Origin of the sequence: Blautia sp. JLR.GB0024, assembly GCF_037000545.1 — a bacterium.
GTDB classification, from domain to species: Bacteria; Bacillota; Clostridia; order Lachnospirales; family Lachnospiraceae; genus Blautia; species Blautia celeris.
Genome location: NZ_JBANBF010000004.1, coordinates 76,302 through 97,327 on the forward strand (window position 1 = coordinate 76,302; position 21,026 = coordinate 97,327).

The 21,026-nt window shown below is 48.9% G+C and carries 18 protein-coding genes and 1 other annotated feature; of the genes, 14 read left to right on the forward strand and 4 right to left on the reverse strand.

Annotation, left to right across the window (positions count from 1 at the left end; all coding sequences use genetic code 11):
* Window positions 1–169 precede the first annotated feature (169 nt).
* Together thrS and V8Q34_RS11075 are read left to right on the forward strand one after the other, a co-directional pair.
* Window positions 170–2,101 carry a threonine--tRNA ligase gene (gene thrS, locus V8Q34_RS11070; RefSeq protein WP_033139449.1) on the forward strand — a complete coding sequence of 644 codons (1,932 nt, stop codon included), beginning with the start codon at window positions 170–172 and terminating at the stop codon, window positions 2,099–2,101.
* 80 nt (window positions 2,102–2,181) lie between these two features.
* Window positions 2,182–2,502, forward strand: a complete 321-nt coding sequence (locus tag V8Q34_RS11075) for a DUF1540 domain-containing protein (protein ID WP_033139417.1) — start codon at window positions 2,182–2,184, stop codon at window positions 2,500–2,502.
* Between the two features lie 54 nt (window positions 2,503–2,556).
* Here V8Q34_RS11075 and V8Q34_RS11080 read toward each other — a convergent pair whose 3' ends face one another.
* On the reverse strand, window positions 2,557–3,912 hold the full coding sequence (locus tag V8Q34_RS11080; protein ID WP_335835438.1) for a sodium-dependent transporter: 1,356 nt from the start codon (window positions 3,910–3,912) through the stop codon (window positions 2,557–2,559).
* Between the two features lie 404 nt (window positions 3,913–4,316).
* On the opposite strand from V8Q34_RS11080, the gene infC reads away from it, so the two are divergent.
* From infC to V8Q34_RS11105, 5 genes are all read left to right on the forward strand, one after another.
* Complete coding sequence (infC, locus tag V8Q34_RS11085) at window positions 4,317–4,811, forward strand: translation initiation factor IF-3 (RefSeq protein WP_033139419.1); 495 nt, start codon at window positions 4,317–4,319, stop codon at window positions 4,809–4,811.
* A 37-nt stretch (window positions 4,812–4,848) separates the two neighbouring features.
* Window positions 4,849–5,046 (forward strand): 50S ribosomal protein L35, encoded by a 198-nt coding sequence (gene rpmI, locus V8Q34_RS11090; RefSeq protein ID WP_033139420.1) that lies wholly within the window; start codon window positions 4,849–4,851, stop codon window positions 5,044–5,046.
* Between the two features lie 36 nt (window positions 5,047–5,082).
* Window positions 5,083–5,439 carry a 50S ribosomal protein L20 gene (rplT, locus tag V8Q34_RS11095; protein ID WP_033139421.1) on the forward strand — a complete coding sequence of 119 codons (357 nt, stop codon included), beginning with the start codon at window positions 5,083–5,085 and terminating at the stop codon, window positions 5,437–5,439.
* A gap of 206 nt (window positions 5,440–5,645) precedes the next feature.
* Window positions 5,646–5,894: a binding site (T-box leader), on the forward strand.
* Window positions 5,895–5,989: 95 nt separating this feature from the next.
* Window positions 5,990–6,496, forward strand: a complete 507-nt coding sequence (locus V8Q34_RS11100) for a TRAP transporter small permease (protein ID WP_033139422.1) — start codon at window positions 5,990–5,992, stop codon at window positions 6,494–6,496.
* Window positions 6,497–10,831: a DctP family TRAP transporter solute-binding subunit gene (locus V8Q34_RS11105; protein WP_335835439.1), complete on the forward strand. Its 4,335-nt coding sequence runs from the start codon at window positions 6,497–6,499 to the stop codon at window positions 10,829–10,831.
* A 113-nt stretch (window positions 10,832–10,944) separates the two neighbouring features.
* Here V8Q34_RS11105 and V8Q34_RS11110 read toward each other — a convergent pair whose 3' ends face one another.
* Window positions 10,945–11,535: a LysE family transporter gene (locus tag V8Q34_RS11110; RefSeq protein ID WP_148392575.1), complete on the reverse strand. Its 591-nt coding sequence runs from the start codon at window positions 11,533–11,535 to the stop codon at window positions 10,945–10,947.
* Window positions 11,536–11,707: 172 nt separating this feature from the next.
* Between V8Q34_RS11110 and V8Q34_RS11115 the strand changes: the two genes are divergently transcribed.
* Together V8Q34_RS11115 and V8Q34_RS11120 are read left to right on the forward strand one after the other, a co-directional pair.
* Complete coding sequence (locus tag V8Q34_RS11115) at window positions 11,708–12,394, forward strand: polysaccharide deacetylase family protein (RefSeq protein ID WP_033139424.1); 687 nt, start codon at window positions 11,708–11,710, stop codon at window positions 12,392–12,394.
* Window positions 12,395–12,403: 9 nt separating this feature from the next.
* Window positions 12,404–13,720, forward strand: coding sequence for a replication-associated recombination protein A (locus V8Q34_RS11120; RefSeq protein WP_103732140.1), 1,317 nt, complete (start codon window positions 12,404–12,406; stop codon window positions 13,718–13,720).
* A 67-nt stretch (window positions 13,721–13,787) separates the two neighbouring features.
* Here V8Q34_RS11120 and V8Q34_RS11125 read toward each other — a convergent pair whose 3' ends face one another.
* Both V8Q34_RS11125 and V8Q34_RS11130 read right to left on the reverse strand, forming a co-directional pair.
* Window positions 13,788–14,300 carry a DUF4364 family protein gene (locus V8Q34_RS11125; protein ID WP_033139426.1) on the reverse strand — a complete coding sequence of 171 codons (513 nt, stop codon included), beginning with the start codon at window positions 14,298–14,300 and terminating at the stop codon, window positions 13,788–13,790.
* Between the two features lie 16 nt (window positions 14,301–14,316).
* Window positions 14,317–15,264 carry a TIGR01212 family radical SAM protein gene (locus V8Q34_RS11130; RefSeq protein WP_335835625.1) on the reverse strand — a complete coding sequence of 316 codons (948 nt, stop codon included), beginning with the start codon at window positions 15,262–15,264 and terminating at the stop codon, window positions 14,317–14,319.
* 369 nt (window positions 15,265–15,633) lie between these two features.
* On the opposite strand from V8Q34_RS11130, the gene V8Q34_RS11135 reads away from it, so the two are divergent.
* The 5 genes from V8Q34_RS11135 (at window position 15,634) to V8Q34_RS11155 (ending at window position 20,997) form a co-directional block, all read left to right on the forward strand.
* Complete coding sequence (locus V8Q34_RS11135) at window positions 15,634–16,209, forward strand: transporter substrate-binding domain-containing protein (RefSeq protein ID WP_227211639.1); 576 nt, start codon at window positions 15,634–15,636, stop codon at window positions 16,207–16,209.
* Between the two features lie 195 nt (window positions 16,210–16,404).
* A complete protein-coding gene (locus V8Q34_RS11140; RefSeq protein WP_335835440.1) occupies window positions 16,405–17,028 on the forward strand; it encodes a DUF4867 family protein in 624 nt (207 codons plus the stop codon).
* A 46-nt stretch (window positions 17,029–17,074) separates the two neighbouring features.
* Window positions 17,075–18,547, forward strand: a complete 1,473-nt coding sequence (locus tag V8Q34_RS11145) for an L-fucose/L-arabinose isomerase family protein (RefSeq protein ID WP_335835441.1) — start codon at window positions 17,075–17,077, stop codon at window positions 18,545–18,547.
* A gap of 112 nt (window positions 18,548–18,659) precedes the next feature.
* Window positions 18,660–20,129 carry a xylulokinase gene (xylB, locus tag V8Q34_RS11150; protein ID WP_033141616.1) on the forward strand — a complete coding sequence of 490 codons (1,470 nt, stop codon included), beginning with the start codon at window positions 18,660–18,662 and terminating at the stop codon, window positions 20,127–20,129.
* Between the two features lie 148 nt (window positions 20,130–20,277).
* On the forward strand, window positions 20,278–20,997 hold the full coding sequence (locus tag V8Q34_RS11155) for a phosphatase (RefSeq protein ID WP_118593757.1): 720 nt from the start codon (window positions 20,278–20,280) through the stop codon (window positions 20,995–20,997).
* The last annotated feature ends 29 nt before the right edge of the window (window positions 20,998–21,026 follow it).

The window sequence follows — 21,026 nt, forward strand, 5'->3', positions numbered from 1 at the left end:
AGACAGTGTACAACAAGGGTGGAACCGCGAGTAATGACAGTTACCCGTCCCTTGCAGTCAGAAATGGCTGCATGGGACGGGTTTTTTGCTGCGCGGGAAAGCGGCAAAGGAGTCCGCCGTCATCGCAGGAACCAGCAAATGCAGAGAGAAAAGGAGAAGCAGAGGAATTATGATTATCACATTAAAAGACGGGTCAAAGAAAGAATATGATCATGCCATGTCTGTGATTGATATCGCTTCTGATATCAGCGAAGGTCTGGCAAGAATGGCTTGTGCCGGAGAAATGGACGGACAGGCAGTGGATTTGAGAACAGTTGTGGACAGCGACTGTGAGCTGAGCATTCTGACCTTTCAGGATGAGGGAGGCAAGGCAGCATTCCGCCACACCGCATCCCATATCATGGCCCAGGCGATCAAGCGCCTGTATCCGGATGCCAAGCTGGCGATCGGACCATCCGTTTCCGACGGCTTCTATTATGATATTGACAGGGAAATCCCCCTGACAGCGGAGGATTTGGAAAAGATCGAAGCGGAAATGAAGAAGATCGTGAAGGAAGGCCTGCCCCTGGAACGCTTTGAACTTCCGAGAGAGGAAGCCATTGCCTTCATGAAAGAAAAGGAGGAGCCTTACAAAGTAGAACTGATCGAAGACCTGCCAAAGGATGCTGTGATCAGCTTCTACAGACAGGGAGAATTTACAGACCTGTGCGCAGGCCCCCACCTCATGACTACAAAACCGGTGAAGGCATTCAAGCTCACAAGCCTTGCAGGTGCCTACTGGAGAGGCAGCGAGAAAAATAAAATGCTCACCAGAATCTACGGCACGGCATTTACTAAGAAAGCAGATCTGGAGGAACATCTGGCAAGGATCGAGGAGGCCAAAAAGCGTGACCACAGAAAGCTGGGCAAAGAGCTGGGCCTGTTCATGATGCGGGATGAGGGACCCGGATTCCCCTTCTTCCTGCCAAAAGGCATGGTGCTGAAAAATACCCTTCTGGATTATTGGAGAGAGATCCACACAAAAGCCGGCTATGTGGAGATTTCCACTCCGATCATGCTGAGCCGCCATCTGTGGGAAACCTCAGGTCACTGGGATCACTATAAAGAGAATATGTACACAACCGTCATTGACGAACAGGATTTTGCCATTAAGCCCATGAACTGCCCGGGCGGCATTCTGGCTTACCAGTCTGAACCGCGTTCCTACCGCGACCTGCCCCTGCGCATGGGAGAACTGGGACTGGTACACCGCCATGAAAAATCAGGTCAGCTTCACGGACTCATGCGTGTGCGCTGTTTTACACAGGACGATGCCCACATTTTCATGACACCGGACCAGATCAGGGATGAGATCAAGGGTGTTGCCAGCCTCATTGACCAGGTTTACAGCCTGTTTGGATTCAAATACCATGTGGAGCTGTCCACACGCCCTGAGGATTCCATGGGAAGCGATGAGGACTGGGAGATGGCAACAGAGGCTCTGCGGGGCGCTCTGGATGACCTGGGACTTGACTATGTGGTAAATGAAGGGGATGGTGCCTTCTACGGACCGAAGATCGACTTCCATCTGGAGGACTCTATCGGCAGAACCTGGCAGTGCGGAACGATTCAGCTTGACTTCCAGCTGCCCCTTCGTTTTGAGCTGGAATACATTGGCGCTGACGGGGAAAAGCACCGTCCGATCATGATCCACAGGGTAGCATTCGGCTCCATTGAGCGTTTCATCGGTATTTTGATCGAGCACTTTGCAGGTGCATTCCCGACCTGGTTATCACCAATCCAGGTGCGTGTTCTGGCAATCTCCGACAAATATATGGATTACGGCAAAAAAGTCCTGGCAGAGCTTCAGGAGGCGGGAATCCGTGCGGATATGGATACAAGGGCTGAGAAGATCGGATACAAGATCCGTGAGGCCAGACTGGAAAAGATTCCGTACATGCTGGTTGTAGGCGCCAAAGAAGAGGAGGAGGGCCTTGTGTCCGTGAGAAGCCGTTTCCTGGGCGATGAGGGACAAAAAGACCTGGGCGGATTTATCACAGCCATCAAAGAAGAGATCAAAAGCAGGGAAATCCGTGAAGTGAAAGCAGAAGAGCAGAAATAAATTTATAAAAAAATCAATGGTATAAAAAAGTACAGCCGGACGCATACTATTTCCGACGAAATTTAAAGGAGGAAATGACTATGCCATTATTAAGCTGTACTGCAAGAACCTGTATTTATAACAAAGATGAATACTGTTCCAAGGGAGACATTTTGGTAGACGGAAGCGATGCAAAGGTTGCAGACGAGACCTGCTGCCGCAGCTTTGAGGAGAGAGGAGAATCTGCATCCAATTCAGCCGCTGCTGAAAGCTGCGGATGCCGTACCATTGATGTGGACTGCCGCGCATGTACCTGTACCTTCAACAAAGAAGAGAAATGCCATGCAGACAAGATCACCATCACAGGCGGAAGTGCCTGTCGCTGTGACGAGACAAAATGCGGAAGCTTTGAAAAACGATAAGATATGAAAAAGAGCCGTACCTGTGGAGAAATCACAGGTATGGCTCTCTTTTACTCAGACTTTGATCCAGCCCATTGCCTCAGAAACTGCAAAAATCAGAATCATGATCAGGCAGATAGGTGCAATCCATTTCAGCATTATTGTATAGAATTTTTTCATTTTGAACGGTCCGTTCAGCTCCACTTCATCACACACAGCTTTTGGTTTGATGAAGAAACCGATACTGATACAGGTCAGAATGGCTACGATCGGCATCAGCACACTGTTGCTCAGGAAGTCGAAGAAATCCAGAAGTCCCAGTCCGATGATCTGGACGAAATCCAGCGGTCCGAAACCGAGGGATACCAGTGTGCCCAGAAGCAGTACATATATGGTGACCACAATGGTAGTTTTCCTTCTGCTCCAGCCCAGTTTGTCGCGGATGATAGACACATTGGTCTCCATCAGTGAGATGGAGGAGGTCAGTGCCGCGAACAGCACCAGAAGGAAGAAGACTGCACCGATCAGTCCGCCCAGTGTCATGTTGTCAAATACCTTAGGCAGAGTGATGAACATCAGGGATGGTCCCTTGCTCAGCGCCTCTTCATTGCCGCCGGAGAATGCGAATACGGACGGAATGATCATAAGACCTGCCAAAAAGGCGATTCCGGTATCGAATATTTCAATCTGACGGACAGATTTTTCCAGGCTGTTGTCCTTCTTCATATAGGAACCGTAAGTGATCATAATACCCATAGCCAGTGACATGGAGTAGAATAACTGTCCCATGGCAGCCAGCACTGTGGTAGCTGAGAAACGGCTGAAATCAGGCAGCAGATAGTATTTCACACCTGCACCTGCACCCGGTCTTGTGATACAGAAGACAGAAATGCCCAGTGTCAGTATGATCAGCACAGGCATCAGGATCCTGCTGGCTTTTTCGATTCCTTTTTCCACGCCGGCGATCACGACAATGGAAGTCAGCAGAACGAAAATTGCAAACCACAGCACCGGTGAACCGGCCTGGGTAATAAATCCGGTAAAATAGTCATCCCCGGCAGCAGCAGATACATTGCCGCTGACAAAAGTGATCAGGTATTTGATCACCCATCCGCCGATAACACAGTAGTAGGGCGTGATGATAAACGGAACGATACAGGCCAGATATCCGACGAAACCAAATCGTTTGTCCAGCTTTCTGAAAGCTCCGACTGCGCTCAGACCGGTTTTCCGGCCAATGGCAATCTCTGTAACCATCAGTGTAAACCCTAGTGTTACGGCGAGAATAAGATAGACGAGTAAGAAAATGCCTCCTCCGTATTTTGCTGCAAGGTACGGGAAGCGCCAGAGATTTCCAAGACCGACCGCGGAACCCGCAGCGGCAAGGACAAATCCCATCTTGTTAGAAAATGCTCCTCTTTTTTTCTCCATGATTCTCTCCCTTTTTTCGATGCTTTGCGCATCTTTTGTTGTATGTGAAACATTATGCCATTTTTTCAGACAAAAGACAAGATTTTTCTTATAAAAATAATAAACAAAATTATATTTAACACTTGACGGGGCGAAAATGGTGTGATAAACTTACCTAGTCTGAAGAAAAAGAAAGCAGAGTATCCACTCTCACCTTAGCACAATCGCGTGACTATGGTTAATACGGTAATAAACGAAGCGCCTTCAGCGTTTTCTTTATGCGGATATGTGTGGATAGTCGATTGTCGTCTATCCATTTTTTTCTTGTTTCTTTCAGGATGTTTTATGAGGTGGAAGGCCGGACGGCCGGCCAAGAACAGAGTGTTTTATCAATATTATGGAGGTGCACTACAATTAGCGATTTAATGATTAATGAACAAATCAGAGACAAAGAGGTACGTCTGATCGGCGCGAACGGAGAACAGCTTGGAATCATGTCTGCCAGAGATGCGCAGAAGCATGCAATGGAAGCAGGGCTTGACCTTGTAAAGATTGCCCCGACTGCGAAACCGCCCGTATGCAAAATTATCGATTATGGTAAGTACAGGTACGAATTAGCACAGAAAGAAAAAGAAGCTAAGAGGAAACAGAAAACCATAGAGATTAAGGAAGTGCGTTTGTCCCCTAATATTGAGGAAAACGACCTGAACACCAAGGTCAATAATGCCAGGAAATTCTTAACCAAGGGAAATAAAGTCAAAGTGACCTTACGTTTCCGCGGAAGAGAGATGGCACATATGTATAAGAGTAAACACATCCTTGATGAGTTTGCAGAGTCTGTAGCTGATATCGCGGTGATTGAAAAAGCACCGAAGGTAGAAGGCAGGACTATGACCATGTATTTGACAGAAAAACGTTGAACACGTTCACTAAAAGAGTCTAAGGAGGAATACAAACATGCCAAAAATGAAAACAACGAAAGCTGCTGCTAAGCGCTTCAAAAAAACAGGTACAGGATTATTAAAGAGAAATAAAGCTTACAAGAGCCATATCTTAACAAAGAAATCTCAGAAGAGAAAGAGAAACCTGAGAAAAGCAGCTATCACAGATGCAAGTAACGTAAAAGCAATCAAGAAAATTTTACCGTACATCTAATTACAGGATAGGTTCTAGAACAGGAGGAAATTAAGAATGGCAAGAATTAAAGGCGGATTAAACGCTAAGAAAAAACACAATAGAGTATTAAAACTGGCGAAAGGTTACAGAGGAGCACGTTCCAAACAGTACAGAGTTGCAAAACAGTCTGTTATGAGAGCTCTGACAAGCTCCTATGCAGGAAGAAAGCAGAGAAAACGTCAGTTCAGACAGTTATGGATCGCACGTATCAACGCTGCAGCAAGAATGAATGGTCTGTCCTACAGCAAATTCATGTATGGCTTAAAGCTGGCTAACATTGACCTGAACAGAAAAGTTCTGGCTGATATGGCTATCAACGATGCAGAAGGCTTTGCAACACTGGCAGAGCTGGCTAAATCCAAAATTGCTTAATTCGTAAGGAACATACAGCCGCTGCCCCAAGGAGCAATCCCGGGGCAGCGGCTTTTTTTCTGATGCGTGTTACAAATTGCACGCTGCTGTCCCGCCAGGTGTTTTCAGGCCCAAGGCCCCGTAAAAAAGTATTGACGTAATTCTGAAAAAGAAGTAAAATATCCATTAAGATATTATAAAATATTAGATGTGAACAATCAGAATTTGTAAATTCGATGAAGGGAAGCATAAGTTTCAGGATGGATGTTCAGAGAACTGCCGGCAGGTGTGAGGCAGGCGTCCGGGAGGCTTATGTATCATCCCGGAGAAGCAGCGCTGAAAGGCCGTTATGTTTGATTAGGCGCTGACGTAGGTTCCACGTTACAGGAAACACATATGTCAGTATGTTGCAAGTGCCGGCAGGGGCAACCCTGCGCGGAAAAAGGGTGGTATCGCGGATTCAGTTCGTCCCTCATGATTGGGGGGCTTTTTTTATGCTCTAAATGTGCGCCCTGCACGGGCATATGTGTGCGATTTTATATGTCTTACTATAACAAGAGGAGGAAATGTGATGAAAGTCTACAAGAAGATCATGGATGTGCTGGCAGCGGCTGAGAAGCTGATCCTGGCTGCATCCACACTGCTGATCCTGGTTCTCACCGTGGGAAATGTATTTTCCAGGAAAGTAATACACCGCTCCTGGTCATTTACGGAAGAGCTGGTGGTGGCAGTTTTTGTATTGATCACACTTATGGCAGCCGCTCTGGCCTGCCGGGAAGGAGAGCTGGTAAGCCTTACGCTGGTAACGGACAGGCTGCCCGGGAAGACAAAGAAACCCGTTGTCGTCCTTGTGACTGTGCTCTCAGTGATATTTACTGTAATATTGTTTAAATACGGCATGGATAAGGTGCTGACCCAGCTTGCCAATGGAAAGAGGACCTTTGTGCTGAACTGGCCGGAATGGATCTTCTGGTCCTTTGTGCCCATTGGCTCCGTCTGCATGATCCTGCATTTTGTGGAATACTGTATTGATTTCTGTACGGATTTTAAATTTGTCAAGAGAAAGGAGGAGGCGTAAATGGTAAGTGCGGTATTGTTTTTATCCTTTTTTATCTTTCTGATCCTGAATGTTCCCATTGCCATCTGTCTGGGCCTGTCCTCCGTGTGCGCGATTCTGTACTCAGGTACATCCCTGACGATCGTGGCTACCAATATGTATTCCGGCATCAGCAAGTTTCTGCTGCTGGCGATTCCGTTTTTCGTGTTGTCCGGAAATATTATGGCAAAGGCGGGAATATCCAAACGTCTCATTAAGTTTGTAAATACCTGTGTGGGACACAGAAGAGGCGGCATTGCCATTGTGTGTGTTATTGTGGCCTGCTTCTTCGGAGCAATTTCCGGCTCCGGTCCGGCTACGGTTGCGGCGCTGGGCGCGGTTCTGATCCCGGCTATGGTGGAGGAGGGAGGCTTCTCGGCACCGTTTTCCACGGCAATGATGGCAACGTCAAGTTCCATTGCCATTGTCATACCCCCCAGTATTGCGTTCGTGGTATATGCATCCATCACAGGTGTATCGATTGCGGATATGTTTGCCGGCGGTATCCTGCCCGGAATCCTTATGGGACTTGCACTGATCCTTGTGATCATGATCGAAGTCCGCAGAAAAGGTATCCAGCCAACAACTAAGAAAGCTACCTGGGGCGAGAGGTTCCGCGCGTTCGGTGACGCGTTCTGGGGATTTCTGATGCCGGTTATCATTCTGGGCGGTATCTATGGCGGTATTTTCACACCGACAGAGGCAGCAGCCGTTTCCGTGGTATACGGACTCTTTGTGGGTATGGTCATCTACAGAGAAGTCAAGTTCAGGGATTTGATCGATATCTTTGTGGATTCAGCCAAGACCACAGGCGGTATCATGCTCATTGTGGCATGTGCGTCCCTGTTTTCTTTTGTCTGCACAAAGTTCGGAATCTCCCAGGCAGCCTCGGAGCTTTTAGGAAGTGTTGCCCACAATCAGTTCATTTTCCTTCTGATCGTGAATGTGATCTTCCTGATCGCGGGATGCTTTATTGATGCCAACTCCGCCATGTACATATTTATTCCCATTATGCTGCCGGTCTGCAAGGCGCTGGGATATGACCTGGTGGCCTTCGGTATTCTGGCAACCGTCAACCTGGCGATCGGACAGGTAACGCCTCCTGTGGGTGTCAATCTGTTTGTCGCCATCAGTATTAAGATCAAAAAGGGACTGGAAGTCAGCCTGCAGCAGATATCCAGGGCAGTTGTGCCCATGATCGCAGCGTGTGTAGTGGTGCTGCTGATGGTCACATATATCCCCCAGATATCTGTGTGCCTGCCCAAGGCTTTTGCCGGAAGCTCCTATACGGGAACCTCCAAGCTGACAGATCATGCGGACAGTACAGCCGGGGACAACAGTTCTGAGGATTACAATGAGATTGGTGACTACAGTGATCTGGGGTGGGAAGAGCAGACCTGGAATTTTGCCTGCTCCACCACGGAGACCAGTACCTGGGCAAAGGCCGGGGAACAGTTCGGAAAGCTCATGGAGAAAGCCACAGGCGGCAAAGTACACGTAAAAGTATACGCGGCTGACCAGCTTACCAACGGCAACCAGTCCGAGGGTATCCAGGCCCTGATGAACGGAGACCCAGTACAGATCTCCATGCACTCCAATCTGATCTACTCTGCTTTCGATCCGCGCTTTAACGTGGTATCCCTGCCGTTTATCTTTAACTCTGTGGAGGACGCAGATGCCAAACTGGACGGCGAGGCAGGGGAAAAGATGAATGCGCTTCTGGAGGAATACGGACTGCACTGTATGGGTATGGCAGAGAACGGCTTCCGCCAGCTCACCAACTCCGTCAGAGAAGTGAAGACCGCGGAGGATATGAAAAACCTGAAGATCCGTGTGGCAGGCTCCAATCTGCTGATGGAATGCTACAAGAGATGGGGCGCTGATGCCACCAATATGAACTGGTCTGAAACCTATACCGCCCTGCAGCAGAATACGGTGGAGGGGCAGGAGAATCCCCTTCCGGCCATCGACGCGGCCAGTGTGCAGGAAGTGCAGAAATACTGTTCCATGTGGAATGCCAACTATGACTGTCTGTTCTTCTGCATCAATGAGGAGCTGTACGGCAGCCTTACACCGGAACAGCAGAAGGTAGTGGACGAGGCAGGAAAGAAGGCTGTTGACTATGAGCGCGATATCAACCGCTCCGGTGATGATGAGATCAAAGAGCGCTGGACCAAACAGAACGGCGTGAAGATCACAGCGTATGAGGACCTTGATATTGACTCCTTCAAGAATGCCGTTGCAGACATTCCGCAGTGGTATCAGGAGGAGCTGGTAAAAGAGGGATATGACGAAGCAGAGGTAAAAGAACTGATAGAAGCCTTTACCTCCGGGACATCCGGTAATTATGAAGTGGAAGACAGAAGCGACCTTGCCTGGGAGGAGCAGACCTGGAACTTTGCCTGCTCCACCACAGAGACCAGCACCTGGGCTGAGGCAGGGCGTAAATTCGGTGAAATGATGGAAAAGGCCACAGGCGGCAAAATTCATGTGAATGTCTATGCTGCCGACCAGCTTACCAATGGAAACCAGTCCGAGGGCATCCAGGCCCTGATGAACGGGGATCCGGTGCAGATATCCATGCATTCCAACCTGATCTATTCTGCCTTTGACCCGCGTTTCAATGTGGTATCCCTGCCCTTCCTGTTCGATTCTGTGAAGGACGCGGACGCAAAACTGGACGGGGCAGCCGGTGAGAAGATGAAAGAGATCCTGGAGAGCTACGGCGTGCACTGCATGGGCATGGCTGAGAACGGTTTCCGCCAGCTCACCAACTCTGTCAGGGAAGTAAAATCCGTGGATGACATGAAGAGCCTGAAGATTCGTGTGGCAGGTTCCAATCTGCTGATGGAATGCTACAAGAGATGGGGCGCTGATGCCACAAATATGAACTGGTCAGAGACTTATACCGCTCTGCAGCAGAACACCGTGGAGGGCCAGGAAAATCCCCTTCCGGCTATTGACGCAGCCAGTGTCCAGGAGGTACAGAAGTATTGTTCCCTGTGGAACGCCAACTATGACTGCCTCTTCTTCGGCATAAACCAGGAAGTCTATGACAAACTGACACCGGAGCAGCAGGAGGTTGTGGACGAGATCGGCCAGAAGGCCGTGCAGTATGAGCGTGAGATCAACCGTGCCGGTGATGATGAGATCCTGAACCGCTGGCAGACAGAAAACGGCATGGATGTGACAGCGTATGAAGACCTGGATATTGATTCCTTCAAAAAGGCTGTGGAGGACATTCCCCAGTGGTATGAGGAGGAACTGGTAAAAGAAGGGTATGACAAGGAAGAGGTCAGGGAACTGATCCGCGCGTTTACTTCTGCGGAGGGAAGCACCGCAGAGTATTCCATGGAGGATTCCAGTGATCTTGACTGGAACGCACAGACCTGGAATTTTGCCTGTTCCACCACGGAGACAAGTACCTGGGCAAAAGCCGGTGAAAAATTCGGGGAGCTGATGGAGCAGGCCACAGGCGGCAAAGTAAAGGTAAATGTCTATGCTGCCGACCAGCTCACAAACGGAAATCAGTCCGAGGGCATCCAGGCCCTGATGGACGGTGATCCGGTACAGATCTCCATGCACTCCAATCTGATCTATTCAGCCTTTGACCCGCGTTTCAATGTGGTCTCCATACCGTACTTATTCCAGTCCGTGGAGGACGCGGATAAGAAACTGGATGGGGAAGGCGGAGAGAAGATGAAAGAGATCCTGGGAGAATACGGCCTGCACTGTATGGGCATGGCGGAGAACGGATTCAGGGAACTGACCAACTCCGTACGGGAGATCAAGTCTGCAGAGGATATGAAAGGGCTGAAGATTCGTGTGGCAGGCTCTAATCTGCTGATGGAATGCTACAAGAGATGGGGCGCTGATGCCACGAATATGAACTGGTCAGAGACTTACACGGCTCTGCAGCAGAACACTGTGGAGGGGCAGGAGAATCCCCTTCCCGCTATCGACGCAGCCAGTGTCCAGGAAGTACAGAAATACTGCTCCATGTGGAATGCCAACTATGACTGCCTGTTTTTCTGCATCAATCAGGAGCTGTATGACAGCCTGACACCTGAACAGCAGAAGGTAGTGGATGAAGCAGGCGCAAAAGCGGTAAAATACGAGCGTGAGATCAACCGCGCCGGAGATGATGAGATCAAGACGCGCTGGGCGAATCAGAACGGCGTGAAGATCACCGAATATAAAGATCTGGACATTGATTCCTTCAAAAAAGCAGTTGACGGGATTGATGACTGGTTTGTCAAAGAACTGAAATCACAGGGATATGATGACGGACAGAATCTGGTGAATGCTTTTAAATAGTATAAAATAAGAACTGCCGCCGATACTGCATTCCGAGAGGGAAGCCGTACCGGCGGCAGTTTTTGTCTGTCCGTAAGCTGACCGGATGATTTACGGATTTCAGGTTTGACAGCCTACAGGATCAGTTTTACAGAGCAGCGGACAAGCAGCAGTGCAATGATGATATTGAATGCAATATAATACTTATTGTACCATTTCTGAAAGATGCTCCCGATCAAAGCCCAGACAAGATTTCCTGTGGCGCCGAAGAATGTCAGGAAAAAGGCAAAGAAGATCAGCGCCGGAACCCCGCTTTCATAGGGCAGGACATAGCTGCTCAGAGCAGAGATGCCGTACAGGATAACTTTTACATTGATAAACTGCAGCAGAAAACCAGAGGCAAAAGAAGGCGCTTTTCCTGTGCCGTCATCTGCCTGCACAGGCTTTCTCTTAAGCACTGTAAAGGCCAGATACAGGATATAAGCCGCGCCTATGTATTTCAGATAGGGTACCACTCCGGGCAGCAGTTTTCCAAGCCCCACACTGAAGACTGCACAGAGAAGCATAATAGTCAGAAATCCGGTCCATATACCGGTGATCAGTTTCATGCTCCGTTTCAATCCGAACTGTCCTGTGGTACTCAGAAGCAGTACATTGTTAGGCCCGGGCGACCATCCTGTCACCAGGGCGTATACAGCCAGTGAAGATAATACATCGAATGTCATGTCAAAACTCCCTCCCTCGGCCGGCAGCACGATAGGTTTTGTTCCGGCCTGTTGCTGCAGACATTGTGAAATTATTATTTTGATATTTTATCATATTGACGTGTGAAGAGAAAGTCTTTTCAGAAAAATAAATACATATAAATAGAAGGAACAGTTTGGCCGGAGTTGCAAAATGAGTAAAAATAAAATATGGCTCTGTCTGGCAGTCTTTCTGGTTCTGACAGCAGCGGCAGCACTGAAATACAGTACGGAGTCTGTCGGACAGATGCACATACAGACAGCTGGTGAACTGTCCGATGAGGAGCACCCAAAGATTGCGCTGACCTTTGACGACGGCCCTCATGCGGTCTATACCCCTAAACTTCTGGATGGTCTTAAAAAGCGCGGCATCCATGCCACCTTTTTTCTGATCGGCAAGAATATTGAGGGAAATGAGGAGCTTGTGAAACGGATCCAGGAAGAAGGACACCTGATCGGCAGCCATACCTACAATCATGTGCAGCTCAATAAATTATCTGAGTCAAAAGCCAGGGATGAAGTGTTAAAGGGATGTAACAAGATATATGAGACCACAGGAACCTATTCCTCTTTTGTGCGCCCGCCCTACGGCGCCTGGAAAAAGAACCTGGATTTCTGCATTACCATGATCCCTGTGTCCTGGAATGTGGATTCACTGGACTGGAAAACGCAGAATACAGAAAAAATTGTAAAAAGGGTAGTGAAAGATGTGGAGGAAGGTGATATTATTTTAATGCACGATATTTTTGATACCTCCGTGGAAGCTGCCCTGCAGATCGCGGATGCGCTTACGGAGGAAGGGTACCAATTTGTGACAGTGGATGAACTGTTGCTGGAATAGGAGAACATAATGGATCTATTTGATTATATGAAAGAACAGACTCTGGAGAATGAATCGCCCCTGGCCTCCAGGATGCGCCCCACGACACTGGAAGAGGTGGTGGGGCAGGAACATATCATCGGTAAAGGAAAGCTGCTTTACCGTGCCATCAAAGCGGACAAGCTGGGCAGTGTGCTTTTCTACGGGCCTCCGGGCACGGGAAAGACCACGCTGGCCAAAGTCATTGCCAATACCACCAGCGCCCAGTTCCAGCAGATGAATGCAACGGTTGCCGGAAAAAAGGACATGGAGGAAGTGGTGAAAAAGGCGCAGGACTATCTGGGCATGTACGGGAAGAAAACGATCCTTTTTATTGATGAGATACACAGGTTCAATAAGGGACAGCAGGACTACCTTCTTCCGTTTGTGGAGGACGGAACCCTGATCCTCATAGGCGCCACCACAGAGAACCCCTACTTTGAGGTAAACAGCGCCCTGATCTCCCGTTCCATTGTCTTCGAGCTGAAGCCTCTGGAGCGTGAGGACATCAGCAGGCTTCTCATTCGGGCCGCCACGGACGTGGAGAAAGGGATGGGAAGCTATGATGTGGATCTGGAGGAGGATGCTAGGGAGTTTCTGGCGGATATCGCCGGCGGGGACGCCAGGGCAGCACTGAATGCCCTGGAACTGGCTGTGCTTACCACAGAAAAAGCGGCGGACGGAAAGATACATGTGACCCTGGATGTGGCCTCCGAATGCATCCAGAAACGGGTGGTGCGCTATGACAAGACAGGTGACAACCACTATGACACTGTGTCCGCATTCATAAAGAGCATGCGCGGTTCTGACCCGGACGCGGCAGTTTATTATCTGGCAAAGATGCTGTATGCAGGTGAGGATATTAAGTTCATTGCCAGAAGGATCATGATCTGCGCCTCAGAGGATGTGGGAAATGCAGACCCGCAGGCGCTGGTGGTGGCAGTGGCAGCAGCGCAGGCAGTGGAGCGCCTGGGCATGCCGGAAGCACAGATCACCCTTTCCCAGGCCGTGACCTATGTTGCAAGCGCCCCCAAGAGCAATGCTGCCTGCATGGCAGTTTTTCATGCATCCGAATCTGTGAAGTCTGTCCGCACAACCGTACCGCCCCATCTCCAGGATTCCCATTACAAAGGGGCAGCCAAGCTGGGACATGGTGTGGGATATAAATATGCCCACGATTATCCGAATCATTATGTGGAGCAGCAGTATCTGCCTGCAGAGATATTGGGGAGTCATTTTTATGAACCTACGGAGAATGGGTATGAAAAGAATATCAGAGATTATCTGGAACGGATTCGCAGAGGATAGAGGTTAGTATGCCCGGGGGCATTGTGGAACTTATGGCACAGCTAATATGCCATAAGCCACACAATGCTCACAGAAGCATATCCAGCAGGCTTTCATATACCTGTTTGCTTTTGTTTTTCCATGCCGCACACAGCGCTTCTGCTGCTTCTTTTGTGGGCACGGTCAATGTCATATCTATGAGGGGGATATCTCTTTCTTTTGCCTGACAGCGCACGAGATACCCTTCCTTATCACTTTTGTAGTAGTCAGCCATGGCGGAGCGTTCTTCCTTCAGTTCCATGGAGTTCTCACGGAAGAATTCCCCGATATCTTTTTTGATATCCTCGGATACCTCCGTTCCAAAGTATTCCAATGTCTGATTTCCCGATTCCGTTATCTTCAGATAAGAAGCATTGCGCACAGTCTCGGAGCGCACCAGGCCGGACTCGATCAGCTCAGAGATTGCCTGCTGGAGATGAAAGTAATTGGTATATCCTTTGTCCAGTATAAATCCTGATATCTGTGCGTTGCTCAGTGGGAAATCCACCTTCTGCAGCATGTATAGTATGATCAGTTTGTATAAAGTGAGTGGTTCAGCCATAAAGAATCCTCCTTTTTCATGCCCTCTGCGGTACATCGGAATCTGTGCAGAGCCGTCCCTGGTAAGCGCCCCGGACCTTGCACTCATGGTGCAGGGTATTGAGGACTGTCTTCTTGGCACTGCTCCAGAGCGGTGCTAAGAGAAGCTCTTTCGGCCCGTCCCCGGTAAGCCGGTGTATTACGATGCGGGGGGACAGGTGTTCCAGACAGGCAATGACAAGATCTATATATTCCTCCATTGTATAGACAGAGAATCTGCCGTCCTCATAGTCCTTAGCCAGGTCTGTGCCCTTCAGGACATGGAGAAGCTGCAGCTTGATTCCCTGGATATCCTGTGTATTTAAATAGGACATGGTATCCAGAATATCTTCTTTTGTTTCGCCGGGAAGTCCCAGAATTGTATGCACGATAACCTCCAAATTCCGTGCCCTCAGTCTGCGCACGGCATCCTCAAAAACAGAGAGGGGATACCCTCTTCGGATGTATGCAGCAGTGCTGTCATGCATGGTCTGCAGTCCAAGCTCTACCCATACCGGCTTCTGTTCATTTAATTCAGCCAGAAGCTCCAGCACATCCTCCCCCAGACAGTCAGGCCGGGTACCGATGGACAATGCCACAATATCGGGATGTGAAACAGCCTCCGTAAAAATCTTCCGGAGATATTCCACAGGTGCGTAGGTGTTGGTGTATGCCTGAAAGTAGGCGATAAAATGGGCCGCATTTCTTTTGCTGCGTATTTTAGCTGCCTGCTCATCAATCTGCTGTATGACAGACAGATCCCTGTCACCCGCAAAATCACCGGAACCGCCTGCGCTGCAGAAGATACAGCCTCTGTTTCCCAGCGTACCGTCCCGGTTGGGACAGGTCATGCCGCCATTCAAAGCCACCTTATAAACTTTTTCTGAAAACCGCTCCTTCAGCATATGATCAAAAGAGTGATAGGGTTTTCCATTCCATGCATTCATATCCAGAAACCTTTCCGTTGTATGCCGCAGCCGCTCCATTAAGGAACCGTTGCGGTCTGTTTCTATTATCATACCAAAAGGAAAAATCTTTTACAAGTGAAAATACGAAAGGTTAGCCGTGAACAGTATCCTTAAGTTACTGTTCACGGCCAATGTTCCGCGAGGTGTTTTGCGAAGCAAAATCCCGAGTTGGCCAGCGCCAAAATGCAATTTATTGCATTTTGTGTGCATCGCGAAGCGTGTTACTGGGCACGCAGTGAACAGTAACATCCTTAATATTTTCACAGTTATTTGACAAAAAGAGCCGGGCATGTTATGTTTTTTCATAGGTATTTGCAAAATGGAAAACAAAGAATGAGGTGGTTATAATTGAAGAAAAATAAAATCCGCCGTATGGTCTGTGCTTTGGCAGCAGCAGTTCTGACGGCGGCGGCGCTGACCGGATGCGGAACCCCAAAAGACTGTGAAGGGGAGGGGAAGATCACAACCATTGAAAAAGGCGTCCTGAAAGTAGGCATCAACCTGAAAGACGGCTCCATGGGCTATGTGGATGAAAACACAGCAAAACCCGCTGGCTTTGCCCCGGATACAGCCGCCAAAGTGGCAGAAAAACTCGGACTTTCCCTGGAGATCATAGACACCACAGAGGAAAATCTTCTGAATTCCCTGGATGCAGACTTATATGACTGCGTTATCTCTACGGTAGGCATAACCGAGTGGAATAAAGAACACTACTCCGCCACAAAAGCCTACGCAGATGTTTCATCGGTACAGGATAAACTGGGAGAAAAAGCGGAATATACCAAACTTGCCGTATTTGGCAAAAAGGGAAGCTGTCTTATCCCGGCCATACAAAATCAGGCTTTGAGTCCGTTGATAAAGGACGGAACGCTGAGTGAGATTTCCAAGAAGTATCTGGAAAAAGATATCATAATAAAAAAGTAAAGAACAAGGCAGAATGCGGAAACGTCTGGATTCTGCCTTGTTCTTTTATTATTTCGGGCCGGTCGGCCGCCTTACGGACACCATCCTCAAAAAACTTGTTATTTTTTCAAAAAACATCTTGATTTTTCCCTCCGTCAATGGTAGCATGAGTATATAGTTTAATGGATAAACTAATTCATAAGGAGGTCAATTCCCATGAAAATTTTAAATGTCAGGGATGCCGAATTCAAGGCCTATGGTAAGGTCGTGGAAGGTCTTGATGTGAGCAGTCTTCTGAAAGCGCTGGAGGAAACGCCAAAGCCCGACGATGTCATCTATGTTGCATCGGATGAGAAGCTGGAAGCCTGTGATTGTGTTGAGAAAATTGCATACAGCCTGTTCGGCGGAATGCCCATCCAGATAGGCTACTGCAACGGAAGCAACTATCTGCTGAACGCGGTGGAATACCACAGGGACAGCGAGGTGAATGTAGCGCTGACCGATCTGATCCTGATTCTCGGAAAAGAGCAGGATATTGAAGCAGACAGTACATATGACACATCAAAGATGGAAGCGTTTTTAGTGCCGGCAGGAACCGTGATCGAGGTTTACGCTACCACACTGCACTATGCTCCATGCAATGTAAACGGAAACAAATTCTGTACGGCAGTCATCCTTCCGAAAGGAACCAACACAGACGCGCCGGCTGCACAGAATAACACCGGTGAGGACAAACTCCTTTTTGCCAGAAACAAATGGCTGATCGCCCACAAGGACGCCAAAATCGAAGGTGCATTTGAGGGATTGATCGGTGAAAACCTGTCCGTAAAGGATTGTTGAGCAGAAACCAATTTAAATAAAGATAAAATTCAGGAGGATAAGAATTATGAATTTAACAAACATGCCGGAATTAAAACTTGGTATTGTGGCTGTAAGCCGTGACTGTTTCCCAATGTCTCTGTCAGAGAACAGAAGAAAAGCAGTCGTTGCATCCTACAAAGGGGAGATCTACGAATGTCCGACTGTTGTGGAGAGCGAAACTGACATGCAGAAAGCTTTAAAAGAGCTGCGTGAGGCAGGCTGCAACGCCCTGGTTGTTTACCTTGGCAACTTCGGACCTGAGACAGAGGAAACACTTCTGGTTAAATATTTCCACGGACCGTCCATGGTAGTGGCTGCCGCTGAGGAAAGAGGCGACAACCTGGTTCAGGGCCGCGGCGACGCATACTGCGGTATGCTGAACGCAAGCTACAACCTGAAACTGCGCAACTTAAAAGCATACATTCCGGAATACCCGGTAGGAACACCGGAAGAAGTGGCAGAGATGATCGCAGACTTTGCACCGGTTGCACGTGCGCTGGTAGCAGTGAAGAACCTGAAGATCATCAGCTTTGGCCCGCGCCCGCAGAACTTCCTGGCATGCAACGCACCGATCAAACGTCTCTATGACCTGGGCGTTGAGATTGAAGAAAACTCTGAATTAGACCTGTTTGAGAGCTACAAGAACCATGCAGATGACCCGCGTATCCCGGATGTTGTAAAAGATATGGAGAGCGAGCTTGGTGAAGGCAACATGAAACCGGAAATCCTGCCGAAACTGGCACAGTACGAGATCACACTGCTTGACTGGGTTGAGGCTCACAGAGGATGCAGAAAATATGTGACCCTCACAACAAAATGCTGGCCTGCATTCCAGACCCAGTTCGGATTCGTTCCCTGCTATGTGAACAGCCGTCTGACAGGACGCGGTATTCCGGTATCCTGTGAAGTGGACATCTGGGGAACTCTGAGCGAATACCTGGGAACTGTTATCAGTAAGGATGCCGTTACGCTTCTGGATATCAACAATACCGTGCCGGCTGATATGTATGAAGGTGAGATCAAAGGCAAATACGACTATACACACAAGGATACCTTCATGGGCTTCCACTGCGGCAATACCGCATCCGGAAAACTGTCCTTCTGCTCCATGAAATATCAGATGATCATGGCAAGAACCCTTCCGGAAGAAGTGACACAGGGAACCCTGGAGGGAGATATCGCTCCGGGTGAGATCACATTCTACCGCCTGCAGAGCACAGCAGACTGCAAGCTGCGCGCATACATTGCACAGGGCGAGGTTCTGCCTGTTGCAACACGTTCCTTCGGTGCCATCGGTGTGTTCGCGATTCCGGAGATGGGACGTTTCTATCGCCACGTTCTGGTTGAGAAGAACTATCCGCATCACGGAGCTGTTGCTTTCGGACACTTTGGAAAAGCATTATATGAAGTATTCAAATATTTAGGCGTGGAAGTGGAAGAGATCAACTACAACCAGCCAAAGGGCGTTCTGTATCCCACAGAAAATCCATTTGCATAAACCGCAGAGTGATCTGCTGACAAAATCCAGGAGGCTGCCCGAAAGAGCAGCCTCTATCTGAACATGCTGCCAAAGCGGAGCATGTATTTATATGAAATAAGGAGAATCAAGCATGTTATATATTGGCGTGGATTTAGGAACCTCTGCCGTAAAGCTGCTTCTGATGAACGGCGAAGGCAAAATAGAGAAGATCGTTTCCAGGGAATACCCGCTTTCCTTCCCTCATCCCGGCTGGTCTGAGCAGAAGCCGGAAGACTGGTGGAAAGAGAGCCTGGAAGGTATCCGGGAACTGACTGCAGACTGCGACAAAAGCCAGGTGGCCGGCATCAGCTTCGGCGGACAGATGCACGGACTGGTTATCTTAGATGAGCAGGACAATGTGATCCGTCCGGCTATTCTGTGGAATGACGGAAGAACCGGTAAGGAGACAGACTATCTGAACCAGGTGATCGGAAAAGAGAAGCTGTCCCAGTATACAGCAAACATCGCATTTGCGGGATTTACCGCACCCAAGATCCTTTGGGTGAAAGAAAATGAACCGGAAAACTTTAAAAAGATCAAAAAGATCATGCTTCCAAAAGATTATCTGGCATACAAACTGTCCGGAACACACTGCTGTGACATGTCAGATGCCTCCGGCATGCTGCTTCTGGATGTAAAGAACCGCTGCTGGTCAAAAGAGATGCTGGATATCTGCGGAATCACGGAGGAACAGATGCCGAAACTCTTTGAAAGCTATGAAACGGTGGGCACTCTGAAACCGGAGCTTGCCGCCGAGCTGGGCATTCCGGCCTCCTGTAAAATCGTGGCAGGCGCAGGGGACAACGCAGCCGCAGCAGTAGGTACGGGAACCGTGGGCGACGGCATGTGTAATATCTCCCTCGGAACCAGCGGAACTATCTTTATTTCCAGCAAGGATTTCGGTGTGGACCCCAACAATGCCCTTCACGCGTTTGCCCATGCAGACGGATGCTATCATCTGATGGGCTGCATGTTAAGCGCTGCCTCCTGCAACAAATGGTGGATGGATGAGATCATCGGCACAAAGGACTATGCAGGAGAACAGGAAAAAATTGAGAAGCTGGGCGAGAATAATGTGTATTTCCTGCCTTACCTGATGGGAGAGCGCTCTCCCCACAACAACCCCAACGCCAGAGGAACCTTCATTGGTCTTACCATGGACAGCACAAGAGCTGATATGACACAGGCCGTACTGGAAGGCGTTGCCTTTGCCATCCGCGATTCCTTCGAGGTGGCAAAATCCCTGGGTATCCGGATCGAGCGCACAAAAATCTGCGGTGGCGGCGCAAAAAGCCCGCTGTGGAAGAAGATGATCGCCAATATCCTGAATATCAAGGTGGATGTCATCGAATCCGAGGAAGGCCCGGCCCTGGGCGGCGCTATGCTGGCTGCTGTGGCAAACGGTGAATTTGCTTCTGTGGAAGATGCTGCTGCCAAAATCGTGAAAGTGATCGACACTGTGGAGCCGGAACCGGAACTGGCTGCAAAATATGAGGAAAAATACCGCAAGTTTGCAAAGATTTATCCCACAGTGAAAGACCTTTTCAGTGAGATTATTTAAGAAATGTTAAGATTACTGCTGCAGCAGGCCTATAATAAGCCTGCTGCAGCAGTTTTTTTCCGTATCCTTATCCGGTAAATGTTGCTTTCCCGCGGCAAAGTGTGCTATACTGTCCCAGTGTAATCGAGAGATATATGAGGTGAAAATAATGAAATACGTTCTGGATGTGCATACCCATACCCTTGCAAGTGGGCATGCCTATAATACAATCCGTGAGATGGCCATGGCTGCATCTGAAAAAGGGCTGGAGTTGCTGGGCATCACGGAGCATGGAGTTGCCATGCCCGGCACCTGCAATGCCTTTTACTTTGACAATACAAAAATGCTGAACCGCCGCATGTTCGGCGTGGAAATGCTGTTCGGCGTGGAAGCCAATATTATGGACTATAACGGAAACCTGGATATGGAGGAGCGTCTTATGAAGCGCATGGACGTGGTGATCGCCAGCATGCATATCCCCACCATCAGGCCCGGAACCCGGGAAGAGAATACCCATGCCTATCTGGGAGCCATGAAGAACCCCTATGTGGATATTATCGGGCATCCGGATGACGGGCGTTATCCCGTGGATTTTCTGGCACTTGTGCAGGCCGCTAAGGAGTACCATGTACTGTTGGAGCTGAACAACAATTCCCTGGACCCCCGCTGCAGCAGGGAGAACGGGGAGGAGAATGTGAAGACCATGCTCAAATACTGTATGGAATATCAGGTTCCCATTGTCATGAACAGTGACGCCCATGTGGACGAGCTGATCGGCTGCCGCTGCTATTCGGAAAAAATCATAGAGGCAATGCAGTTTCCCGAGGAGCTGATCGTCAACCGTTCTGTGGAAGAATTGAAGAAATATGTGCATAAAAACAAAAATTAATAAAAATTTAATACTTTAGTACAAAAAAA

What these genes read in the sequence shown, in the direction of transcription:
- V8Q34_RS11130 (WP_335835625.1), bottom strand. Translation starts at nt 15,264, where the DNA reads ATGAATGCATGGAATGGAAAACCCTATCACTCTTTTGATCATATGCTG.
- V8Q34_RS11115 (WP_033139424.1), top strand. Translation starts at nt 11,708, where the DNA reads ATGAGTAAAAATAAAATATGGCTCTGTCTGGCAGTCTTTCTGGTTCTG.
- V8Q34_RS11145 (WP_335835441.1), top strand. Translation starts at nt 17,075, where the DNA reads ATGAATTTAACAAACATGCCGGAATTAAAACTTGGTATTGTGGCTGTA.
- V8Q34_RS11075 (WP_033139417.1), top strand. Translation starts at nt 2,182, where the DNA reads ATGCCATTATTAAGCTGTACTGCAAGAACCTGTATTTATAACAAAGAT.
- V8Q34_RS11100 (WP_033139422.1), top strand. Translation starts at nt 5,990, where the DNA reads ATGAAAGTCTACAAGAAGATCATGGATGTGCTGGCAGCGGCTGAGAAG.
- V8Q34_RS11155 (WP_118593757.1), top strand. Translation starts at nt 20,278, where the DNA reads ATGAAATACGTTCTGGATGTGCATACCCATACCCTTGCAAGTGGGCAT.
- rpmI (WP_033139420.1), top strand. Translation starts at nt 4,849, where the DNA reads ATGCCAAAAATGAAAACAACGAAAGCTGCTGCTAAGCGCTTCAAAAAA.
- V8Q34_RS11125 (WP_033139426.1), bottom strand. Translation starts at nt 14,300, where the DNA reads ATGGCTGAACCACTCACTTTATACAAACTGATCATACTATACATGCTG.
- xylB (WP_033141616.1), top strand. Translation starts at nt 18,660, where the DNA reads ATGTTATATATTGGCGTGGATTTAGGAACCTCTGCCGTAAAGCTGCTT.
- infC (WP_033139419.1), top strand. Translation starts at nt 4,317, where the DNA reads ATGATTAATGAACAAATCAGAGACAAAGAGGTACGTCTGATCGGCGCG.
- V8Q34_RS11120 (WP_103732140.1), top strand. Translation starts at nt 12,404, where the DNA reads ATGGATCTATTTGATTATATGAAAGAACAGACTCTGGAGAATGAATCG.
- rplT (WP_033139421.1), top strand. Translation starts at nt 5,083, where the DNA reads ATGGCAAGAATTAAAGGCGGATTAAACGCTAAGAAAAAACACAATAGA.
- V8Q34_RS11080 (WP_335835438.1), bottom strand. Translation starts at nt 3,912, where the DNA reads ATGGAGAAAAAAAGAGGAGCATTTTCTAACAAGATGGGATTTGTCCTT.
- V8Q34_RS11110 (WP_148392575.1), bottom strand. Translation starts at nt 11,535, where the DNA reads ATGACATTCGATGTATTATCTTCACTGGCTGTATACGCCCTGGTGACA.
- thrS (WP_033139449.1), top strand. Translation starts at nt 170, where the DNA reads ATGATTATCACATTAAAAGACGGGTCAAAGAAAGAATATGATCATGCC.
- V8Q34_RS11105 (WP_335835439.1), top strand. Translation starts at nt 6,497, where the DNA reads ATGGTAAGTGCGGTATTGTTTTTATCCTTTTTTATCTTTCTGATCCTG.
- V8Q34_RS11140 (WP_335835440.1), top strand. Translation starts at nt 16,405, where the DNA reads ATGAAAATTTTAAATGTCAGGGATGCCGAATTCAAGGCCTATGGTAAG.